Genomic DNA, 19,908 nt, shown 5'->3' with positions numbered 1-19,908 from the left:
CTTACAGCAGCTTCCCATCCGGCCCAAAAAACGGATGCGGGCCGTCAAAACTCCCGATCGGAACCTGATGGGTGATCACGTTGCCGAATCCCTCTCCTGGAAACCAGGTGTGGAGATGGAATGCCGGCGGTTCGACCTTGAAAGACGGCTGCCGTAATTCCGCAAGATCGAGATCGACCGCGTGGTTGGGTGCCGGGCAGATGGTCGCCGGTACACCCGCAAACATCGTCAATACCGCGCGATGAACGTGACCGGCAGCAACGAGCTGCACGTGTGGATGCCGTTTGACGACGGTTGCGAGTTCGCTCGAATTCCGGAGGTTCTGGAGATCCATGTGCCCGATGCCGGTGACAAATGGCGGATGGTGCAGGAACACCAGCACAGGCCGGTCGGCGGAAGCTGCCAACGTAGCGTCCAGCCATTGCAAGGTGGATGCGTCGAGCTCGCCGTGTGGCTTGCCGGGCACGCTTGAATCCAGCAATACTAGCTCGAGCCCGCCGATTTCAACGCGCTGATTGAGCGGCCCCGATGCAAAAGCGTAGTCGGCCTGCGGAAATGCCGCACGCATCAGCTCACGGGAATCATGATTGCCCGGAATGCCGGCGAAAGGCAGCTTGAGCGGCGCCAGCAGACGCTTGAGATGATCGTATTCCTCTGCTGTCGGCGTGTCCGCAAGGTCGCCCGAGATCACGACAAAGTCCGGTGCCGGGTCAAACTCATTCAAGGCGGCGATACAACGTTCAAGTGCTTTCGCCGTGTCGACGCGGCCATAGGCGAGCGCACCCGGCGGTTTGATATGAAGATCAGAAATCTGCGCAATGCGAACGGATTTTAACGACATCGGTATTCCTCAGCTCTCCGGTGGCAACAGGCGAACGGCGTCCGGCACGATCAAGAGTCCGACCCTTTCGCCAGCTTTGACCTTGACCGTATTGGGCGCATCAACGGCGAGCGGCCTGCTGGAAGCCCCGCTGACGATCATGCGCTGACGATCGCCGATAAAGCTGACGCTATCGATGATTCCCGAAAGCGGCGCGCCTGCCGCATCAACGATCGCAATGGTTTCGGGACGGATCATCGCAACTGCCGCGGATTGGCTCACTTCAAGGCCGATCGCCTGCCGGCCGCCCGGCAGCACGAGATAGCCGTTCTCAACCGGCGCTTCGACGATGTTCGCCGCACCGATGAATTCCGCGACGAAGCGGCTTTCCGGCGCGAAATAAATCTCGCGCGGCGTGCCGATCTGGGCGATCGAGCCTTTGCGCATCACCACGATGCGGTCGCCGAGCTCCATGGCTTCCGCCTGGTCGTGGGTAACGTAGATCGTGGTGATGCCGAGCGCACGCAGCAAACGGTTGAGCTCGCCGCGCAGCCGGTCGCGCAGCGCGGCGTCGAGCGCGGTCAAGGGCTCGTCGAGCAGCAGGATTCCCGGCCGGATCGCGACCGCGCGCGCCAATGCAACCCGTTGGCGCTGGCCGCCGGAGAGCTGATCGATGCGGCGGCTCTCAAGCCCGGCGATATTGGTCAGCGCCACCAGTTCGGCCACGCGCGCCGCGCGTTCTGGCCTGCCGATCCCGCGGATCTTCAGGCCATAGCCGATATTATCGGCGACACTCATGTTGGGGAACAGCGCATAGGACTGAAACACCATGCCGACATTACGCTTCTCGATCGGCACCGACGTCATGTCCTTGCCGTCGAACAGCACCCTGCCACCGGCATCCGGCAATTCGAGACCAGCGATGATGCGCAGCATCGTGGTCTTGCCGCAGCCGGAAGGTCCGAGCAGGACCAGCGTTTCGCCGCACGCGATATCGAGCGTAGCGGGTTCGAGCGCGCGCGTGCCGTCGGCAAAGGTCTTGCCGCAAGCTTCGATGCGAACCGATGCGCCATGTCCTGCAGCGACGTTCATCGGCCCTGCCCTCGATCCGCGAATATCTGCATGGCGATCAGAAGCGGAATGATCATGATGAAGAAGATCAGCGTATAGGCCGAGGCCACTTCCAGCCGCATCGATGCATAGCTGTCGGCAAGTCCGATCGGCAGCGTCTTGGTCAATGGCGTATGCAGCATCCAGGTCAGGTTGAATTCGCCGAGCGAGAGCGTGATCACCATCAAGGCTCCGGCCAGAATACCGGGTGTTGCATTGGGAACGATCACGTCGAGGAAACGGCGCGCCGGCGATGCACCGAGCGACGCCGCGCCTTCATCGAGCGTCCTGACGTCCACGGTCGCGAATACCGCCATGACCGAGCGCACCATGAACGGCATCGTGAAGATGACGTGGCCGGCAACGATGAAAAGCCACGAACCGCGGAAGCTGCGGAAACCGCCATAGGTCAGCAACAGTGCCAGTGCGATCGCCAGCCCCGGAATGGCGATCGGCAGCGTGATCACCTCCTCGACGATGCGCGAGAGCCGGCCCCCGTGCGTATGCAGCGCGTAGGCCGCGGGCACGCCGATCAGCAATGTCACGGCCAGCGCCGCGAATGCGATCAGGAATGACAGCAGGATCGTATCGGCATAGAGATCCCAGACCTGAAAGACCCATTGCAGGGTCACGCCGGATGAAATGCCGCGAAAATAGTTCACGGTGACGCCCGCGGAAATCGACAAGACCGCCGGAACTACGAGGAATGCCGCGACACCAAGCGTAAACACAAGCTGGCCGGAGAATATCAGGCGATCGCGCATGATTTCATCCGGCCGCGGCGACGGCGCCGCCGCTGAACGAGCGGGCGAGCGCCAGGATCGCCCAGGTAATCACCCCCAACCCGATCGACAGCGCCGCCGAGGTCGCAAAATTCGCGGCCAAGGTAAATTCGGTATAGATCAGCATCGGCAACACATCGATATTGGTCGCAAGCGTAAAGGCCGTGCCGAACGCGCCCATCGCGGTCGCAAAGGCGATCGCGCCCGATGCGACAAAGGCAGGCCCGAGCGCCGGCAGCACGACGTCGCGCTGTACGGCCCAGGGGCCTGCGCCGAGCGAGCGGGCGGCTTCTTCCAGACCGGCGTCAAGCTTCTGCACGGCGGCCATGATCGTCAGGATCACGCGCGGGATCGAGAAATAGAGATAGCCCAAAAAGAGCCCGTAGATCGAATAGGCAAACACGATCTTCTCGCCGAACATGCGGCCCGAAAGATCACCGATCAGGCCCTGACGGCCGGCGAGCAGAATGATCATGAAGCCGACAACGACGCCGGGGAACGCCAGCGGAAAGGTCAGCATCGCGATCAACACCGTCCGGCCGAGAAAACGATGGCGTTGCAAAAACATGCCTGCAATGGTTGCGACGACAAGCGTCACGATCGTGGTCGCGGCCGACAGCACCACGGTGTTGATCAGGGTCGCGCGGTAGCGTGGTTCGGTTAGGATCGCGAGATATCCAGCCATTCCTTGCGGACCTTCAGCGCCCACCACGACCAGACGCGCCATCGGCAGCAGGAAGAACGCCGCCGTCACCACGGCGAGCGGAAGCAGGCAGAACCAGACGAAAGATCGATGCGACATTATAGAATGGCGCCCCTGACCAGAGGCGTCATATTGCATCAGCGGACTTCGGCGAGATAGCGGTCGACGAAGGCTTTTTGCACGTTTTCCATCTCGCCCCAATCGACCGCCTTGGCGCGGGCATAGTCGCTGTCAGGCAGGAATTTCGCCTTGACCGCCTCGGGCAGCTCGATCGGTCGCGCCGGCCGCAAATAGGCGTTGGCCCAGATCGCCTGTCCCTTGTCCGACAAAAGATAGTCCAGCACCTTCTCGGCCTTTTCCTTGTCCGGGGCATTCTTCACGAGACCCACGACATAGGGAAACGCCACAGAGCCTTCACACGGGATCACGAATTCAAAATTGCCCTTTTCCGAATATTTCGCGCGATAGGCGTTGAAATCGTAATCCAGCAGGATCGGCATCTCGCCGGACACCACCCGGGCATAGGATGTCTGCTTGGGAACTATCGGATCGTTCTTCTTCAGCTCCTTGAAGAAACTGATCGCCGGTTCGAAGTCGGACGCGGACCCGCCGAGCGCGAGATTGACCGCGACCGCCCCGACATACCCGACCGCGGCCGACGAAGGATCGAGATAACCGACCATGCCGCGATAATCCGGCTTCAGCAGATCTTTCCAGCACGCCGGCACCGGCTTGCCGCCGAGCGCATCCTTGTTCACGAATAGCCCGAGCGTGCCGGAATGGATCGTGGTCCAGTAGCCGTCGGGATCCTTCAGACCGGCCGGCACCTGATCCCAATTCGCGGGCTTGTAGGGCTCCAGCGCCCCTTGTGTCTTTGCCCTGATGCCAAAGTTGACGCCGAAATAACCGATGTCATCGACCGGGCTGTTCTTCTCCGTCAGAATCTGCGCCAGCGCCTGTCCTGAATTCTTGTTGTCAAACGGAATGTCGTAATTGAGATCGGTCTTGATGGCCTTCAGCATGGAGGCCCAATCTGCCCATTCCGGCGGACAATTATAGCAGATGACATCGGCCGCCTTGGCAGAATGCAACGGCGCAAACAGCGATAGCGCCAGCAAAGCCAGAGCAAAACGGACAGCCTTCATGGAGATCACTCCGATTTCAAAGGGATATCGCCTGGTGGGAATTTCAACACCAATCAGCGACCCAAGTATAGTCCGCGTATGAAAGATTTGCGACGATCAGCTACTGCTAATGCTGCAGCAGCAACTCCGCGATCATCCTGTCGTCGCCTGACGATCCCCTGAACCTTGCCGCGATCCTCCCGCCCTTCATCCCGGCAATGGAGCGATGGGTCATCCCGCCGTCAGTGCGGTCGCCCAGTTGAAATCATAGTGCAGACTGATGGCCTTCATGATGATCGCGGCCGTCAGCACAAAGATGATCTGGACCAGCGTCCGGGTCGTGAAAATCCTGCTGAATAACGTCATATAATGCTCCGTTGCCTTCCTATAGGGCATCGGCCGACACGACACAACGCGATCCATATCGGCCCCCCGGAAACGAAAAAAAGCCCGATGGCCATAGGACCATCAGGCAAAAAAGAACTTGCTGGAAATATGCGGCGTGGATCAGGCCACAAATGTTCAAATCACGGCCTCCGCTCCCGCCTGATCGATTTTCGCCAATATAGCGTATTTGGCCAGGCCCAAGGGTGTTGCGGCTGATATAGCCGATAACCGGCGCGAATGAAGTTGTTCGCCGACACAAGATTGTCGGTCGTATCCGAAACCACACAATGCCAGCCATTGCTTCGGGCGCGCGCTTCCATCGCTCGCATCAGACGCAATTGCAGAGCGTTGCCGCAATGTTTTTTCAAGACGCCGACACGGGTGAAATACCCTGCATTACAGGCGCGCGTCGACGGAATCACGCCGGCAAAAGCAACCGGTTGCGCCTCGTGAAAAGCAAGCCACCAGTTCCCTTCTTCGAAATCCGGAATGCCGGCGCTGTCGAAGAATGTCAGCCGATGAAGATCCGTCAGCATGTCCGCGATGTCATCGTCATGCGCGTCCACCTCGCGAATCCTGTACATTGGCAAACCCTAAAAATTTCTGAGATCGGCGTACCGATCCCTTCCTGATATCAGGGAAGCGGGCCGGCCTTCGCTATCACGTCGCCCCGAGCAAAGCGGCAAGCGTCCGCTCGATCGATTGCGTGACAATCAAGGCCGACCGTTCGTCGAGATGAACGCCATCTGACCAGCGCAACTCTTCCCGCGGATAATCGATTTTCAGCCAGCGATCGGGATCGGGAAAAGCGTTGTGAACGATCTCGCGAGTAATCTTGACCGATCGGGCCTGTTCCACCTGATCCGAATAAGGCAGTTCATAAAGCAGCACCCGCGCGCCCCGCTTCTCGGCCGCCTCGATCAGATGTTGTATCGTCATGACGTTGGTCCCAGCCACGACGGTCGGGTCTTCGGCGTTCATCTCCCGAAATGCGCGGTCGGCATAAATGTGGTTGTCGAAGTCACTGGGCGGTTGCTTCAATAGCTGGCTCAGCGCGAAGGAACTCTGCGCGTGGCTAAGCGGCGCGTGATTCCAGTTCTCGTAAACCGCAACGGCGGCCCTGACCGGACGGAAGAATAATGGATCATCGGTGTTGCCGCTTCCGGAATATCTCTCAATCAGCGCGGCATCCGTCGCGCGCGACAAGATATTCATTTCGACCAGGATGATCCCGGGCAAACGCGGCTGGTTCGCCACGATCTCGAATCCCGTAACGGGCGAGCCCCCCGCGAGCGCGAGATTGCGCAAGCGCGGCATCGCGAAATACTCTTCCTTCAAACGAAAGGTGAGCGAACTGCCGACCAGCACGGCATCAGGTGTCGGCTCTCTGACATACCGGCTCAAGGCGGTCAGCGCACCATCACGGGTCGTCGTCGCCGGCAATTGAAGTCCGGTGCCGAACCAGGCGGTCGCCAATCCGCAAGCCAACAGCAGCAGTGCGGCGGTAGCAGCGCATTTTGCGAACCAGCGGACGGCGGATATTTGCATGATCGCGCTCAAAACTGAAAATAGATGAACGCGGTGTCGGGCCCAGCCTCGAGATACATCAGGGCGGCCATCGCACCGTAGAGATAGGGTTCTATGGCGCCCAGCGCGCGCTCGAACCGCCGGGATGGAAGAAGATGCTGGATCATGACCGGCAGTGAATAGAGTAGCGCCAGATCATAGAACAGTTTCGGCGGGTTTGGGCTCGGACTCGGCGTAAACATGCCCTGGAGATAACCGACAGCATGGTCGAAATTGGGCAGCTTGAAGAAAATCCAGAGCATGGTGACGCCGACAAACACAAAGCCGATTCGAACTGCCCGAAAGACCGAAGAATCGATCGACTGAAGACGCGCCAGGAATGGCCGCTCGGCCACCAGCAAGAGCCCGTGCATCAGCCCCCACGTCAAATAGCTGAAGCCGGCGCCATGCCATAGACCGCCGAGCCCCATCACGATCATCAGGTTCAGATAGGTCCGCCAGGCACCGTGGCGATTGCCGCCGAGCGGGATGTAAAGATAGGTGCGCAGCCAGTTCGACAGCGAGATATGCCAGCGTGTCCAGAATTCGGAGAACGACGCGGCGATATATGGAAGATTGAAATTGACTGGCAGGCGATAGCCGAAAAGCAGTCCCAGACCGATGGCGATCGCGGAATAGCCGAAGAAATCGGCATAGATTTGATAGCTGTACAGGAAAACCAGCAGCCACCGGTCCTGCGTCCGCAGCGTCTCGTAGAGTGGGAAGTCCATATAGGACGTCATCTCATTGAGATTGTTCGCGACGTAAAGCTTGAAGAAAAACCCGGTCAAAATCCATTTTCCGGCGTCGATAAATGGAACATCGAAAAAATATTTGGGCTTGATCTGGGGCATGAACATTTCGGCGCGCGTGATCGGCCCCGAAACGAGTTGTGGAAAGAAGATGATGTAGAGAAAGACGCTTTTCAGGTCTGGCGGCGAGACCTTTCGCTTGGTCAGATCCACCAGCAGGCTGATGTTGTGGAAGACGAAAAACGAAATCCCGATCGGCAACGGCAGCCGCAACAGGAAATCGACCGGCGTGACGCCGGTCAAATCCGCTGATGCCGGCGAGAAGAACAGAAACTTGTATTTGAAGAATGCCAGAAGCAGAAGATTGAAGACGATGCCGACCGGCAGCCAACAGCGACGATTCCTTAAAGCGAGAACCAGAAGCAGATAGGTGCCGAAAACCGCGACCGCCAGTAACGGCAACAGTGCCGGCTGGCCGTAGCCATAGAAAAGCAGGCTCGCGAGAACCAGTAGCTGGACCTGGAATGTCCGGAACGGCGGTAAATAATAGGCCCCGAATATGATCGCGACGAATGCGCCGAATTGCCACGATGTGAAGGTCATGCCGCCCCGATGATTGATGGGCGGGTTTTAACATCGCGATTACAAGGAGGATAGCCTCGGCTGGTGCCGAATCCGATCAAACCATCGCGCGGTTCATTTGCCGAATACAGCCTTGACGCCGAGCCATAGCGCGCCAAGAAGACCTGTCACGATCACCGTAATGACAGCGCGGAAGGTGTAGATCTGAGCCTGCTCGACGCTCTTGCGCCAGCGCCTCAGATGGCCGAAGTCCGCGCGCATTTCGTTGCCGGCCCACTGCACGATCCAGATCGTGAAAGCATCGGCTGACGCGCCGGCGCCGCCGATGTCGATAAAGGCACGCAGCGGCAGCAGCGGATCGGCGGAGACCTTGCCGATCCGCCCTTGCGCCCGCGCTTCCAGCAGCATCGGCGCGAAATAGGCGCCTTCGAACGCGCGGATGTAATCCCCTTCCCAGATGTGATCGTAGCGATCGGGATAACGCGAGAGGTCGAGCCTGCGTTCGTCCTCCAGCACGGCTGGAAACCAGGGATTGTCGCGCCAGCTCGCGTTGACGACAACAGCGGCTTCCGGCTTTCGCGCGCGGAAGAAATCGTCGATCGCATCGCTTTTGCGGCGTGGATTCCAACTGGCCCACAGTTCGGAATCCCTGGCGCGGATGGTCGGGCGCAGCAGCGACAGACTGCGTGCGCTCAAGGTCTGCGCCTCATCGATCCAGGCGACGCGAAAACCTTCGAGCGACTTGATCGACTCAGCGGTGTGGTCCTGCATGCCGCGGAAGATGACAAGCCCGTCGCCGGGCGTTTCGATCTTGTCGCTGAAGACCCTGAATTGCGAGCCCAGCCCTAATGCCGCAATCTTGCTTTCGAGCAGGCGCTTGGAGGATTGCGCCAGCGTACGCTGCGCCTCGCGGATGCAGACCGCCAGCGTGCCGCGCTCAGCCTGGCAGGTTTCAACGAGAAGCTCGCCGAAGAAATGCGATTTCCCCGAGCCGCGGCCCCCGAACGCGCCCTTGTAGCGCGCCGGCGCCAGCAGCGGCTCAAAGATCTTCGCGGTGGGAATCTTCAGGATCGACAATGACACGCTCAATTCGATGGATCAATTCCAGCGCCCCGTTTTCGGTGCCTTCCAGAACCTGAGTGGATTTACCCCAGCCGCGATCGAGAATGGCGTTTGCCGCCGACACGCGCGCGGCAGCGGTCGCATCCTTGCTGCGCATAATGGCGACCAACACATTGATCGCGGTGCTCGTATGGCTGCGCGCCAGCGAGCGGATTTCGGTGAGGGTTTTGGACATATTGAAATCAGACCATCCATTTCATCATGACGGGACGTCCAGCACGAAGACGCGATTCGCGGTTTTTCCCGGCCATGACGAATAATAAAATTACTCCTCCAGCGCATCGTCATCACACGGCACCGTATCCGCATGATCCATGACGAGATCATCGACTTGCGGCGCTGATCGAAAAGCAATCGTCGGAAAATCGGTCCGCTCGCGGGCGCGTCTCGGGCTCGGAATCAACTGGATGATTTCGGCACTCACGATAATCCCTCCCAGGCAGCGACGACAACAAGGACGGCCAATGCGAGCATGATCAGATACGCGGTCATGGCTGTTCTCTTGCTTGCCGTCATTGCGGGCGAACGCGAATTAAATATGCGGCATGATCGCCGTGGGGCGCGATCATTTCAGGCGCGAACCCTATCTCCGTCTACGGAGGCCGCGTGCGGCCGTGGACTTCTTGCCACGCCGCGTGCCGGTCGCGTTCGCGCGCGCCGGCCAACATCGGGCATCGGTACATGAAAGGTGGTTCGGACGGCGGCGCGCTGACGACGCCGGGGCGACGATGGGGAGATGAAGCGTCGTGACGTGCGGCCGCCGTCCGATTCAGGAAACTCGAAATGAAAAGCCCGCGGCGGATTTCTCCGCACGGGCGTTGATTGTTGCGACGATGAATATAGGCCAGTGATTTGCCCGGCGAGGCAAGTCCCTCACGAAATCATTTTCCCGCGGATCGATGGAGTGGGCGAAGAATCGTGCGAATGAAAAATCAAGCCTATGAAAAATCCAGGCCAATAAAAAAGCCCGCGGTCCTCTCGGACACGGGCTGATTTTTCCAACGGTGGGTGTATGCCCCTGATTTGCCCGGCGCCGCAAGCCGTTTGTTGAAGGCCTGAAAACCCGTCACTTCAGGAGCCGTCCACGCGGCTGCTCGATTGACAACCGGCCACGAGCCTCCGTATGGTCAGCTATATTGACCTATGGGGTTAGGGGCATGACCCAAGAGAAAATTTCAGAATTTTGCGTTGTTTCGCTGGCCAAAGTGCTTCGCATTCCCCGCGATACGGTTGCAACCGACGCTAAATTCACCCGGCTCGGGCTGGACTCCGCGATGATCGTTTATGTCATGATGGAGTTGGAGGAGAAACTCGGCTTCGAGCTTTCGCCCGATGATTTCTTCGATTACCCCACGATCGACGATCTCTCGCAATATCTCGCCCAGCAGCAGGCGAAACGTTCCGCCGCCTGAAACCTGCGCCGTAAGCACTGTACGCGAATGGAGACGCATTCCTCGCTGGTGGCCCTGCTCGCTTGGCGCGCGCAAACACAGCCGGACGAACGGGCCTATATCTTCCTTTCCGATCGCGGCACCGAGGAAGCCGTCCTCACATTCCGCGAATTGCATGACGCCGCGCAGGCGCTCGCGGCACAGATCGCGCAGACGGCACAGCCCGGCGACCGCGCGCTTCTGGTATTTCCAGCCGGTCTCGAATTCATCGTCGCTTTCTTCGGCTGCCTGATCGCGCGGGTGATCGCGGTGCCGATGATGGCGCCGCGGCGGTTGAGCGCGCGGGATTCCAGCGCCGCGATCCTGCGCGACTGCGAACCCCGGATCGCCCTGACGAGCCAGGCCTTCCTTTCCCGCGACGATCTGCGCGGGCGCTTCGCAGGTCTTCCGTTGCAGTGGCTCGCGGTCGGGCTCGACAGCGACAAGCCCACGACCATCGACCGCTCCGCTCCCGCGCCGCAAGACATCGCGTTCCTGCAATACACCTCGGGCTCGACCTCGGAGCCCAAGGGCGTCACCGTCAGCCACGCCAATCTGCTCGCCAATCTCGAGATGATCCGCCTGTCGCTCGGCAACAACAAGCAATCGACCTATGTCAACTGGGTGCCGCTCTATCACGACATGGGGCTGATCCTGAACACGTTGCAGGCACTCTATGTCGGCGCGCTCTGCGTCCTGATGGCGCCGAACGCGTTCATGCAGCGGCCGCTCAATTGGCTGCGTGCCATCGGCCAGTATCGCGCCGAAGTCGGCTGCGGTCCCAATTTCGGCTTCGACCTCTGCGTCAGCCGCTATCGCGCCGAGCAGATGGAAGGCATCGATCTCTCCACTTGGAGGATCGCCTTGAACGGCGCGGAGCCGGTGCAAGCCGAGACGATCAGGCGCTTCAGCGAGACCTTTGAGCCGCACGGCTTCAATCCCGCGGCCACGTTCCCGGCCTACGGAATGGCGGAGGCGACGCTCTTGATATCGGGCGGTCGCCGCGGCGCGGGTCCGGCGATGCGGAGCGTGAGTAGCCGCGCGCTGCAGTCCCACTCTGCCCAGGCGCCGGTCGACGACTCCGACGCACAGTTGCTGGTCGGCTGCGGCAAGGCCCTTGCCGGCGAACAGATCGCCATCGTCGATCCTGATCTATGCCGGCGGCTCCGGTTCGATCAGGTCGGCGAAATCTGGGTCTCGGGCCCGAACGTATCGCGCGCCTATTGGGAAAATGCCGCGGCGACCGAGGCCGGGCTGAACGCCCGCCTGATGAATGAAGACAGCGATGCGCGCTGGCTCCGGACCGGAGATCTCGGCTTCCTGGATGAATCTGGCGAACTCTTCATCACCGGCCGTATCAAGGATCTCATCGTCGTCAGAGGCATCAATCATTATCCTCAGGACATCGAGCGCCACGTGCAGGCGCTGCATCCGGCGTTCCGGCAAAACTGCGGCGCAGCCTTCTCTGTGACCGATGAGCATGGCGAATCTGCGCTCGTCATCGTCCAGGAGATCGAGCGGACCGAACGCAACAGGATCGATCCGGTCGAAATGAGCGGCCTCATTCGCGAAGCGGTCGCGAACGAACACGAACTGTATGCGCGCCATGTCGTCCTGATCCGGCCCGGAACGCTGCCGAAGACCACCAGCGGCAAGATCCAGCGCAGCCTTACGCGCCGGCTTTGGCTCGATCGCCGCCTCGACGAATTGACTGCCAGCGCCAGCTAATCAGAAAGCGACCGCCGCGGCGGCGCCCTGCCGGATGCTGGCGGCGATCCCTTCCTGGATCTTGCGGGCAATCAGCAAGCGATAGTGAATCAGATCGACAAAATTTTGCGGATCCCGCGTCAGCGCGTTGTCGACACGATAGTCGATGAACCTGCCATTCGCCCGACCCGCCACGATCGTCTGCAAGGCCGCGTCGCAGGCCGCTTGTTCCGCCGCTTCCCTGCTGCCCGGCGATGGCACGATGGTATAGAAGGTCGGCGGCACCATCAGCACCACGGCGGCATCAGCGGGCAGCTTCTTGATCTCATCGGCGAGCAACGCCACCACGGGAAACGGCTCGTCGATCGTGCCTGTGAACGCCGGTTGCGCCGGCCCCGATTGCGTCGAGGCCGCGGGATGCAGGTTCGGCGGAAAATGCTCTTCGTAGTTGAAGGCGCCATCGGCAGGATTGCGCCGCGGCCAGCCGAGGCCGAGCATCACCCGCTGGATCGCATGCCCGATCCCGCGCCAGGAGAAAATCCGGCCGGCATAGGCAACGCGGTTATCCTCATCATAGAGCCAGAACGGAAATGGATTGCCGGACGCCATCTCTTGCGCATGCGTACACCAGGGCATGTCGGCAACGACGACCACGGCGCCGAAATGGCTATGATGCCGGATGAAGAAATCCAGGATCGCAAGCTGGCCACGGGGATCGGCGCCGGGCGCCGCGAGCTGTGCAAAATGCAATCCTGTCGCCTGCGACAATTCGGCCGGACTGAGCCGCTGCCCCGTCGAATTACTGATGATGGCGGAATCGAATTGCGGATCGCGCGCACGGCTGGCGTCCGCCAGCGCGGCCGCGCGATCGTCGACTCCATGAATGCCGAGCCAGCCGAACCGGCCGCTATCGTAGGGATCGACTGCGGCCAGAAACGCAAAGATCAACATCCCGCCGCCGACCACGACGCCGACAAAAGCCTTCAGGCAGCGGCCCCACAGGGCGGCTTCCTCAAAACTTGAAGTAGGCGAATTCATAGATGTCCTGATCCCCGAGTTCGATCAATAGCGCCAGCATCACGACCCCGAGCAGCGCAGCGAGCCAGGGCCGCGGCGTCACGGTCAGCCGGGCAACGATCTCCTGGCTTGCCGGCGGCAGACAGGCAAGCAATGGCGAAATCAGGATCGGCAGCGCGTGCCGCATCTGATCCATATCCGGCGCGACCGCGAGGCCTTGAAAGATATGCCGGGCGGCCTGCAGCGTCCCGGCCCGGAAGATCACGCCGGTGAGAAGCACATACAACACGGTCAGCGCCCAACCAACCAGCCATGGCAATTTCGGGCAATAGCGCCGCCACAGCGAACACACGACGAGCGCGCAGCCATGCAACACGCCCCACACCACGAAGGTCCAGTTCGCGCCGTGCCATAGGCCGCAGAGCGCCATGGTCGCCAGCATCGCCGCGAAATACTGAACGATGCGAAAGCGCCGATGCAAGACGCGCGCATCGGCGAGCGGCACGAAAACATAATCTCGCAAAAACAGCATCAGCGTGATGTGCCAGCGTTGCCAGAACTCCTGGATATTGATCGACCGGAATGGCGCGTTGAAATTATATGGCAAATGGATGCCGAACAGCAGACCAAGGCCGATGGCGATGTCGGAATAGCCGGCGAAATCGAACAGGATCTGGAAATTGAAGCTAAGCGCAAGCCATGACTGCCCGCCGGGCACCGGACCCGCTTGCGCCTGCGCATAGATAGGATCGAGGAGCTGGGCCATCCGGTCACCGAGAACGATCTTCTCGAACAGCCCCATCACGATGAAGCCGGCGCCTGCCGCGAACTCCCGTTGCCAGCCGGCTGAATAAACCTGCCGGCCGAACTGGTGCATCACTTCCGACCACCTGGCGAGCGGACCGGCAATCGCCTGCGGAAAGAACGAGATGTAAAGCGCGTAGCGATCGAGCGCATAGGACGGCGCCTTGCCTCGCCGCAGATCGACCAGATACATGATGTGATGGAAGGTGAAAAAGGAAATGCCGAGCGGCAGCACGATGTCGAGCTGCGGCATGGGCCGATCCAGCAACAGGCCGAGATTATAGCCGACGAAATTCGCGTATTTAAACACGCCGAGCACAGCGAGATTGGCCACAATCGCCACCGTGACGATGATGCCGCGGCCGGTCATGCTGTAGGCGCGCGCGGCAAGCCAGTTGACCACGATCGACAGCGCCAGCAAGACGACAAACGGCGGATTCCAATAGCCGTAGAAAATGAACGACAACAGCACCAGCACAGGTATTCGCAACCGCGGATGGGGATCGGCGAAACGATAAAGGAGAATGGCTGCCGGCAGGAACGCCAGCAGGAATGGATAGCTGTTGAACAGCATCAGTCCAGCATCCCGGTGCTATCGACAGCTTGGGTCCGCATTCGGAAAGGCTACGCGCAGCACAGGGCGTGCAGAAACGCGCTAGCCGTGCTCGAAATCAGGCACATCGGCTAATTCCTGCCCCAGCAGGCGCCGGGAAATTTTTTCGGGCGTTGGAACTTTGACTTCCCATGCAAGGCCAAACACCTGCAACAGCCGGATGAAAAGAAATCCGGGATCGAATTCATACCAGCTCAAGCCAAACGCAGCGGAATACGGAAAGGCATGGTGATTGTTGTGCCATCCTTCGCCCCACGCCAGCAGCGCCACGACGCCGAGGTTGCGGCTATTGTCGTCGCGGGTTGCGAAACGCCGGTGGCCGACCGTGTGCATCACGGAGTTGATCGCCGACATCGTCTGCTCGACGGCGAACATGCGCACGACGCCGCCCCACAGAAATCCGGAAAACGCGCCCCACAGGCTCGCCGTCGCCAAGCCTCCGACCGCAGCGGGGATGACAAGGCCAAGCAACACCCACGCATAATAATAGCGGTTCACCGCAATCAAGATGCGCTGTGACAACAGATCGGGAACGTAATGCGCCACATTCGGATAATCATGCTCGACCATCCAGGTGAGATGCGCATGCAGGAATCCTCTCAACCGGTTCAGCGCGCCCGGGCCGTGCAGGTTGGGCGAATGCAGATCGCCCTCATGGTCGGATAATTCGTGATGCCGCCGGTGCATGGCGGCCCAGGACAGCATCGGGCCGCGCCCCGCCATCGAACCCATGATGACGAGCAGACAGCTTACGCCCATGCCGGTCGCGAACGCGCGATGCGTGAACAATCGATGATAGCCGACGGTCAGCCCGAGACCGGTGATCAGCCACATCGAAAAAAACAGGCTGATCTCGACAACGCCGATCGGACGATACAGCAGCAGCCCTAGTGCAAGCAAAGTCCCGACAAAAGGCAAAATATCGAAAACAATAAAATGCCGCCGCTGCAGCCTGTGAAGATGCCGGCTTCGGATAATACGAGGGTCTCGCATGGATCTCCGATCCTGAAAGGAACCTGTGCCAAATCGGTACACGCCACCCGGTTCCATCGCAACCCGATTCAGCCCGGCAGCTCCGTTTTTTATCGGGTGACGCATGTCCGGCGCACAGGTCAGTTATTCCACGAAGGGCTTGATTTAACAGGATTTATCGGTTGGAGTAAAATCATGAAATGGGAAAATGAACGCGATAATTTAATCGCACAGACAAAGGCATTCGTTCGATCCGTCACCGGTCTGATTGCGGGGGAGTCTTTCCCGATGCAATATTCCCCGGCGCAGCTTCCTTCGACGCAGCCTTTCTCGGTGCTATCTCCTCCGACGCAGCCGGCTTCGGGCGAGGATGCTTTTGCCGAGGCGGCAGCGACCTCCGTCACACATGTTGTTCCGGACATGACGCTTGAGCAAGCCGATCAGGCCAGCGCGCAGCCCTCATCCGCGCAAGCGGCGTCCGAATTGCCGCCGGTCGAGGCCCCCAGTCAGGTCGGCATGCGGCAGGAAATCCAGGCCAGGGTCGCGGCTTTTCAGGCACACCAGCACCGCTTCGAGAGTGAGCGCGAAGCCTATTTCGATTCGACACTGACCAAGGTTCGCTCGGCCATCGAAACCGGCCGCAACGCGCCGCCGGCGTAAAGGCCAACCGGCTGATCTGTCCAGCCCCAATTTATCGCAAATTTAGCACTTTGCTTTAGTCTCGGCCAAATTCCGACCCGGCATGTGCCGGATCATCGCGTCGAATCCGATCCGAAGGGAGAGAGTCCGATGTATTTCGTGGCCGTAGTGCTCGCGGTGCTGGCTGGCCTGTTCTACGCCGCGGGCAATCATGAAATCGGCAGTTGGGGCACCACGATCTGCGAATATGGCGGCCCGTTCTGCGACAGTCCGCACTACGTTCTGGCCGGCGCCATTCTTGCCGGGCTTTGGGGTGCGTTCGTCAGTGTGCGCTGAAGCAAAGCACCGCAAGATCACGAATTCAAAAGGCCGTCCTGCTTTGACGGCCTTTTCATTTTTCCGTCGATTGCGGAAGAACGCCGGCCAGGCGCTTGCGTCGAGGTGCTTTTCCTTTACTAAAGCCAAAAACTCGTGTGCTTTGGCAGGAACCATTCGGATAGCACACTCTTATTGCCTGCCGATTCAGTTCAAGCCCGGACACCGCAGCATTTCATGACCGAACCCAGCCATCCGGAATTCAAAAAGCCCCGTAACATGGTGCTTCGGCTGTTGGGTCCGGGACTGGTGACCGGCGCCGCCGATGACGACCCTTCGGGCATTGCGACCTATTCACAGGCCGGCGCACAGTTCGGCTACGGCCTGCTGTGGACCGTGTTTCTGACGACGCCGTTCATGATCGCGATCCAGCTCGTGAGCGCGCGGATCGGCCGAGTCACGGGCAAGGGGCTTGCCGCCAATATCATGGAGATTGCACCGCGACGGCTGGTGCTGGCACTGGTTTTTCTGCTGGTCGCGGCCAACACGTTCAATATCGCGGCCGATATCGCGGCAATGGCGGAGGCGCTTTCGCTCGTCATCGGCGGGCTCAACCACGAGCACGCGCTGATCTTCGCTTCCGCCTCGACCCTGCTGCAGGTCTTCGTGCCCTATCGCCGCTATGCGCCGGTGCTCAAATTCATGACGCTGACGCTGTTTGCCTATGTCGCGACGGCGCTGACCGTACACATCCCGTGGCGCGAAGCGCTGCTGGAGGCGATCTGGCCCAGGCCCACCGTCAATAGCGATTACTTCCTGATGGTGGTGGCGGTTCTCGGCACCACCATCAGTCCCTATCTGTTTTTCTGGCAGGCTTCGCAGGAAGTCGAGGAAATGAATCAGGGCAAGAAGCACCGTCCGCTTCGCGAACTGACCCGGGGCGGATCGAGCGAACTCGACCGCATCCGGATCGACACCACGGTCGGCATGATCCTGTCCAACGTGATCGCCTTTTCCATCATCCTGACCACCGCGGCCGTCTTGAATGCGCATGGAATCACCAACATCAATTCAGCGACGCAAGCGGCCGAGGCGTTGAGGCCGCTGGCCGGCGATTTTACATTCCTGCTGTTCGCCCTCGGCATCATCGGCACCGGGATGCTGGCGATCCCGGTGCTCGCCGGCTCCGCCGCCTACGGCGTCTCCGAGGCATATGGATGGCCCGCGACGCTGGAGGCAAAGGCCCCGGACGCCGTCGGCTTCTACACCATCATCGCGGCGGCCACCGTGATCGGATTCGGGCTCGGCTTTACCGGCATCGACGCCATTCACATGCTGGTGTGGAGCGCCGTGATCAACGGCATCGTCGCGGTGCCCATCATGGTGATGATGATGGTGGTCGTCGCCAATGAAAAACTGATGGGACGGTTCAAAGCCAGATCCTGGCTGATCGCACTGGGCTGGATCGGCACGGCCCTTATGGGGCTGGCCGTCATTGCGCTGTTCAGATCTTCGTTCACGTGATGAACGATCAGGTCCAAAGCATCACGATCTAGATCGAAACCTGGCGTCCGATCTCGACCACCTGGTCGGTCGGGAGGCTGAAGAAATCGCTGACATGGATCGCGTTGCGCTCCATCACGGCGAATAATTCCTCCTGCCAGGCCGGCAGGCCCATGCCGTCCTCGCGCCGGATGACTGTCTCATGGCCGACATAATAGGTGACGTCGTCGAGATCGACGGTACACCCCAGCGATTTGCTCTCGGTAAGCAGCTCGGGAATATGCGGCCGCTCCATGAAACCAAAACGCGCATCCGCGCGCCAGAAATCCGGCGCGACCTCGTTGAGCGTGATGCGGTTGCCGGGCGCGACCCAGGGCACGGACAAGATTTCCACGCGCAGCACGAACAGATGCTCATGCAAGGCACGATTGTGCCTGACATGCCATTGCATCACCGGCGGCGTGTCGCGCTCGGTCCGGGTCAGGAAGACGGCGGTGCCGGGAACGCGCGGAATATTCCTGGCCTGAATGGCCTGCATGAACTGATCGACCGGAATCAGCTGCTCATGCATCCGCGCCATCACCGCCGCCCATCCGCGATGCCAGGTCCACATCACGCCGTAGACGGAGATGGCGAGGATCAGCGGCACGTAGCCGCCCTCGGCGATCTTGGTGAGGTTGGCGAGGAAGAACGCCGCGTCGATCACCAGGAAGCAGGCGGCGATCGCGCCCGCGGCAAGCAGGCTCCAGTGCCAGATCTCCCGCATCGCGATGAACAGCAGCGCCGAGGTCATCAGCATCGTCAGCGACACCGCGATGCCGTAGGCAGCGGCCAGATTGTCCGACTTGCCGAAACCGATCGCGAGCCCGACGGTCACGATCATCAACAGCCAATTGACGACCCCGACATAGATCTGCCCGTAACCCTCCGAAGAAGTCTGCTTGATTCGCAACCGCGGCAACCAGCCAAGTTGGATCGCCTGGCGCGTCATCGAGAACGCACCGGTGATGATGGACTGGCTGGCGATGATCGTCGCCACCGTCGCCAGCACGATCAGCGGGATCAGGAGCATATCTGGGCATAGGCGATAGAAGATATTGCCGCCGGTCGGCGCGCCATCGAGCACCAGCGCCGCCTGCCCCGCATAGTTCAGGATCAGGCTCGGAAACACGATCGTAAACCAGGCGAGCTTGATCGGTCCGCTGCCGAAGTGCCCCATGTCCGCATAAAGCGCCTCGGCGCCGGTGACGCAGAGAAATACCGCGCCCAGCACCAGGAAGCCGGTGATGCCGTTCGAAAACAGATAGGACAAGCCATAATAGGGATTGAGCGCAGCGAACACCGAAGGGTGCCGCAGGATACCGGCGATGCCCGTCACCGACATCGCGAGAAACCAGAGCAGCATGATGGGACCGAACCAGCGGCCGATTCGCGCCGTGCCCTGCGACTGGATTGCAAACAGCGCCAGCAGGATCACGACCGCCGCGGGAACGACATACGACTCAAGCGCCGGCGTCGCCATGTTGAGGCCTTCAAGCGCCGACAGCACCGAGATCGCCGGCGTGATCGCGCCGTCGCCATAGATCAATGCAGCCCCGAACAGGCCGACCGCCACGATGGTTGGGCGCTGTTGCTTCTTCACGCCCAGCAGCGCCATCAAGGCGAGGATGCCGCCTTCGCCGTCATTGTCGACGCGCATCGCGAACGAGACATATTTGATCGTCGTGATGATGAAGAGCGTCCACAGCACCAGCGACAATGCGCCCAGCACGGTGGCGGCGCTCGAGGGCTCTGCTGCTGTGCCGAGAATGGTCTTGAAGGTGTAAAGCGGGCTGGTTCCGATATCGCCGAACACAATCCCGAGCGCGCTCAGTCCCAGAACCGGCAGGCTACCTTGCGCGGCCTGCGGCCGCCCTTCGATGCCAGTCGTTTGAATTTCGCTCAATGGATATGCCGTGGA

At 60.3% G+C, this 19,908-nt stretch carries 20 protein-coding genes and 1 pseudogene; 5 read left to right on the top strand and 16 right to left on the bottom strand.

Translation table 11 applies throughout. The features are described 5' to 3' along the window. Nucleotide 1: 1 nt before the first annotated feature. The 12 genes and pseudogenes from HB630_RS03220 to HB630_RS03170 form a co-directional block, all read right to left on the bottom strand. Complete coding sequence (locus HB630_RS03220) at nt 2-841, bottom strand: phosphodiesterase (RefSeq protein ID WP_213770002.1); 840 nt, start codon at nt 839-841, stop codon at nt 2-4. 9 nt (nt 842-850) lie between these two features. Continuing rightward, nucleotides 851-1,912 (bottom strand): ABC transporter ATP-binding protein, encoded by a 1,062-nt coding sequence (locus tag HB630_RS03215; RefSeq protein ID WP_213770001.1) that lies wholly within the window; start codon nt 1,910-1,912, stop codon nt 851-853. Next, nucleotides 1,909-2,694, bottom strand: coding sequence for an ABC transporter permease subunit (locus tag HB630_RS03210; protein ID WP_213770000.1), 786 nt, complete (start codon nt 2,692-2,694; stop codon nt 1,909-1,911). The genes HB630_RS03215 and HB630_RS03210 overlap by 4 nt, the downstream gene beginning before the upstream one ends. 4 nt (nt 2,695-2,698) lie before the next feature. Continuing rightward, complete coding sequence (locus HB630_RS03205) at nt 2,699-3,514, bottom strand: ABC transporter permease (protein ID WP_213769998.1); 816 nt, start codon at nt 3,512-3,514, stop codon at nt 2,699-2,701. Between the two features lie 38 nt (nt 3,515-3,552). Further along, on the bottom strand, nt 3,553-4,560 hold the full coding sequence (locus HB630_RS03200) for an ABC transporter substrate-binding protein (RefSeq protein WP_213769996.1): 1,008 nt from the start codon (nt 4,558-4,560) through the stop codon (nt 3,553-3,555). 210 nt (nt 4,561-4,770) lie between these two features. Further along, the gene (locus HB630_RS28590; protein WP_276571576.1) at nt 4,771-4,905 is read right to left on the bottom strand and encodes a hypothetical protein; all 135 of its coding nucleotides are present in this window, start codon (nt 4,903-4,905) and stop codon (nt 4,771-4,773) included. A gap of 161 nt (nt 4,906-5,066) precedes the next feature. Next, nucleotides 5,067-5,510, bottom strand: coding sequence for a GNAT family N-acetyltransferase (locus HB630_RS03195; RefSeq protein WP_213769995.1), 444 nt, complete (start codon nt 5,508-5,510; stop codon nt 5,067-5,069). Nucleotides 5,511-5,586: 76 nt separating this feature from the next. After that, nucleotides 5,587-6,474, bottom strand: a complete 888-nt coding sequence (locus tag HB630_RS03190) for a hypothetical protein (protein ID WP_213769993.1) — start codon at nt 6,472-6,474, stop codon at nt 5,587-5,589. Between the two features lie 8 nt (nt 6,475-6,482). Beyond that, a complete protein-coding gene (locus HB630_RS03185) occupies nt 6,483-7,847 on the bottom strand; it encodes an MBOAT family O-acyltransferase (RefSeq protein ID WP_213769991.1) in 1,365 nt (454 codons plus the stop codon). Between the two features lie 498 nt (nt 7,848-8,345). Then, a pseudogene (locus HB630_RS28730) lies at nt 8,346-8,909 on the bottom strand (phage terminase large subunit); the annotation flags it as partial. Beyond that, nucleotides 8,866-9,123 (bottom strand): hypothetical protein, encoded by a 258-nt coding sequence (locus HB630_RS03175; RefSeq protein WP_213769989.1) that lies wholly within the window; start codon nt 9,121-9,123, stop codon nt 8,866-8,868. The pseudogene HB630_RS28730 and the gene HB630_RS03175, both read right to left, overlap by 44 nt. Nucleotides 9,124-9,213: 90 nt before the next feature. After that, nucleotides 9,214-9,372: a hypothetical protein gene (locus tag HB630_RS03170; RefSeq protein ID WP_213769988.1), complete on the bottom strand. Its 159-nt coding sequence runs from the start codon at nt 9,370-9,372 to the stop codon at nt 9,214-9,216. A gap of 733 nt (nt 9,373-10,105) precedes the next feature. On the opposite strand from HB630_RS03170, the gene HB630_RS03165 reads away from it, so the two are divergent. After that, on the top strand, nt 10,106-10,360 hold the full coding sequence (locus HB630_RS03165; RefSeq protein WP_213769986.1) for an acyl carrier protein: 255 nt from the start codon (nt 10,106-10,108) through the stop codon (nt 10,358-10,360). A gap of 27 nt (nt 10,361-10,387) precedes the next feature. Next, entirely contained in the window at nt 10,388-12,106 is a 1,719-nt protein-coding gene (locus HB630_RS03160; protein WP_213769985.1) for a fatty acyl-AMP ligase, read from the top strand. Here HB630_RS03160 and HB630_RS03155 read toward each other — a convergent pair whose 3' ends face one another. The 3 genes from HB630_RS03155 to HB630_RS03145 all read right to left on the bottom strand — a co-directional run bounded on the left by HB630_RS03155 (nt 12,107) and on the right by HB630_RS03145 (nt 15,419). Beyond that, nucleotides 12,107-13,123 carry a hypothetical protein gene (locus HB630_RS03155; protein ID WP_213769984.1) on the bottom strand — a complete coding sequence of 339 codons (1,017 nt, stop codon included), beginning with the start codon at nt 13,121-13,123 and terminating at the stop codon, nt 12,107-12,109. Then, a complete protein-coding gene (locus tag HB630_RS03150) occupies nt 13,098-14,480 on the bottom strand; it encodes an MBOAT family O-acyltransferase (protein ID WP_213769983.1) in 1,383 nt (460 codons plus the stop codon). Before HB630_RS03150 ends, HB630_RS03155 begins: the two co-directional genes overlap by 26 nt. Nucleotides 14,481-14,561: 81 nt before the next feature. Beyond that, the gene (locus tag HB630_RS03145) at nt 14,562-15,419 is read right to left on the bottom strand and encodes a fatty acid desaturase (RefSeq protein ID WP_249780615.1); all 858 of its coding nucleotides are present in this window, start codon (nt 15,417-15,419) and stop codon (nt 14,562-14,564) included. Between the two features lie 36 nt (nt 15,420-15,455). On the opposite strand from HB630_RS03145, the gene HB630_RS03140 reads away from it, so the two are divergent. The 3 genes from HB630_RS03140 to HB630_RS03130 all read left to right on the top strand — a co-directional run bounded on the left by HB630_RS03140 (nt 15,456) and on the right by HB630_RS03130 (nt 17,969). Then, complete coding sequence (locus tag HB630_RS03140) at nt 15,456-16,151, top strand: hypothetical protein (protein WP_213769982.1); 696 nt, start codon at nt 15,456-15,458, stop codon at nt 16,149-16,151. A 129-nt stretch (nt 16,152-16,280) separates the two neighbouring features. Further along, nucleotides 16,281-16,466 (top strand): hypothetical protein, encoded by a 186-nt coding sequence (locus HB630_RS03135; RefSeq protein ID WP_213769981.1) that lies wholly within the window; start codon nt 16,281-16,283, stop codon nt 16,464-16,466. A gap of 216 nt (nt 16,467-16,682) precedes the next feature. Next, nucleotides 16,683-17,969 carry a divalent metal cation transporter gene (locus HB630_RS03130; protein ID WP_249780614.1) on the top strand — a complete coding sequence of 429 codons (1,287 nt, stop codon included), beginning with the start codon at nt 16,683-16,685 and terminating at the stop codon, nt 17,967-17,969. 28 nt (nt 17,970-17,997) lie between these two features. Here HB630_RS03130 and HB630_RS03125 read toward each other — a convergent pair whose 3' ends face one another. Then, entirely contained in the window at nt 17,998-19,884 is a 1,887-nt protein-coding gene (locus HB630_RS03125; protein WP_346656040.1) for a potassium transporter Kup, read from the bottom strand. Between the last annotated feature and the right edge of the window lie 24 nt (nt 19,885-19,908).

The sequence above is a fragment of the Bradyrhizobium sp. dw_78 genome (genome assembly GCF_018449525.1).
GTDB lineage: Bacteria > Pseudomonadota > Alphaproteobacteria > Rhizobiales > Xanthobacteraceae > Bradyrhizobium.
This window is presented reverse-complemented; position numbering and strand designations above follow the sequence as displayed.

What these genes read in the sequence shown, in the direction of transcription:
- HB630_RS03220 (WP_213770002.1), bottom strand. Translation starts at nt 841, where the DNA reads ATGTCGTTAAAATCCGTTCGCATTGCGCAGATTTCTGATCTTCATATC.
- HB630_RS03215 (WP_213770001.1), bottom strand. Translation starts at nt 1,912, where the DNA reads ATGAACGTCGCTGCAGGACATGGCGCATCGGTTCGCATCGAAGCTTGC.
- HB630_RS03210 (WP_213770000.1), bottom strand. Translation starts at nt 2,694, where the DNA reads ATGCGCGATCGCCTGATATTCTCCGGCCAGCTTGTGTTTACGCTTGGT.
- HB630_RS03205 (WP_213769998.1), bottom strand. Translation starts at nt 3,514, where the DNA reads ATGTCGCATCGATCTTTCGTCTGGTTCTGCCTGCTTCCGCTCGCCGTG.
- HB630_RS03200 (WP_213769996.1), bottom strand. Translation starts at nt 4,560, where the DNA reads ATGAAGGCTGTCCGTTTTGCTCTGGCTTTGCTGGCGCTATCGCTGTTT.
- HB630_RS28590 (WP_276571576.1), bottom strand. Translation starts at nt 4,905, where the DNA reads ATGACGTTATTCAGCAGGATTTTCACGACCCGGACGCTGGTCCAGATC.
- HB630_RS03195 (WP_213769995.1), bottom strand. Translation starts at nt 5,510, where the DNA reads ATGTACAGGATTCGCGAGGTGGACGCGCATGACGATGACATCGCGGAC.
- HB630_RS03190 (WP_213769993.1), bottom strand. Translation starts at nt 6,474, where the DNA reads ATGCAAATATCCGCCGTCCGCTGGTTCGCAAAATGCGCTGCTACCGCC.
- HB630_RS03185 (WP_213769991.1), bottom strand. Translation starts at nt 7,847, where the DNA reads ATGACCTTCACATCGTGGCAATTCGGCGCATTCGTCGCGATCATATTC.
- HB630_RS03175 (WP_213769989.1), bottom strand. Translation starts at nt 9,123, where the DNA reads ATGTCCAAAACCCTCACCGAAATCCGCTCGCTGGCGCGCAGCCATACG.
- HB630_RS03165 (WP_213769986.1), top strand. Translation starts at nt 10,106, where the DNA reads ATGACCCAAGAGAAAATTTCAGAATTTTGCGTTGTTTCGCTGGCCAAA.
- HB630_RS03160 (WP_213769985.1), top strand. Translation starts at nt 10,388, where the DNA reads ATGGAGACGCATTCCTCGCTGGTGGCCCTGCTCGCTTGGCGCGCGCAA.
- HB630_RS03155 (WP_213769984.1), bottom strand. Translation starts at nt 13,123, where the DNA reads ATGAATTCGCCTACTTCAAGTTTTGAGGAAGCCGCCCTGTGGGGCCGC.
- HB630_RS03150 (WP_213769983.1), bottom strand. Translation starts at nt 14,480, where the DNA reads ATGCTGTTCAACAGCTATCCATTCCTGCTGGCGTTCCTGCCGGCAGCC.
- HB630_RS03140 (WP_213769982.1), top strand. Translation starts at nt 15,456, where the DNA reads ATGCCGCCGCTGCAGCCTGTGAAGATGCCGGCTTCGGATAATACGAGG.
- HB630_RS03135 (WP_213769981.1), top strand. Translation starts at nt 16,281, where the DNA reads ATGTATTTCGTGGCCGTAGTGCTCGCGGTGCTGGCTGGCCTGTTCTAC.
- HB630_RS03130 (WP_249780614.1), top strand. Translation starts at nt 16,683, where the DNA reads ATGACCGAACCCAGCCATCCGGAATTCAAAAAGCCCCGTAACATGGTG.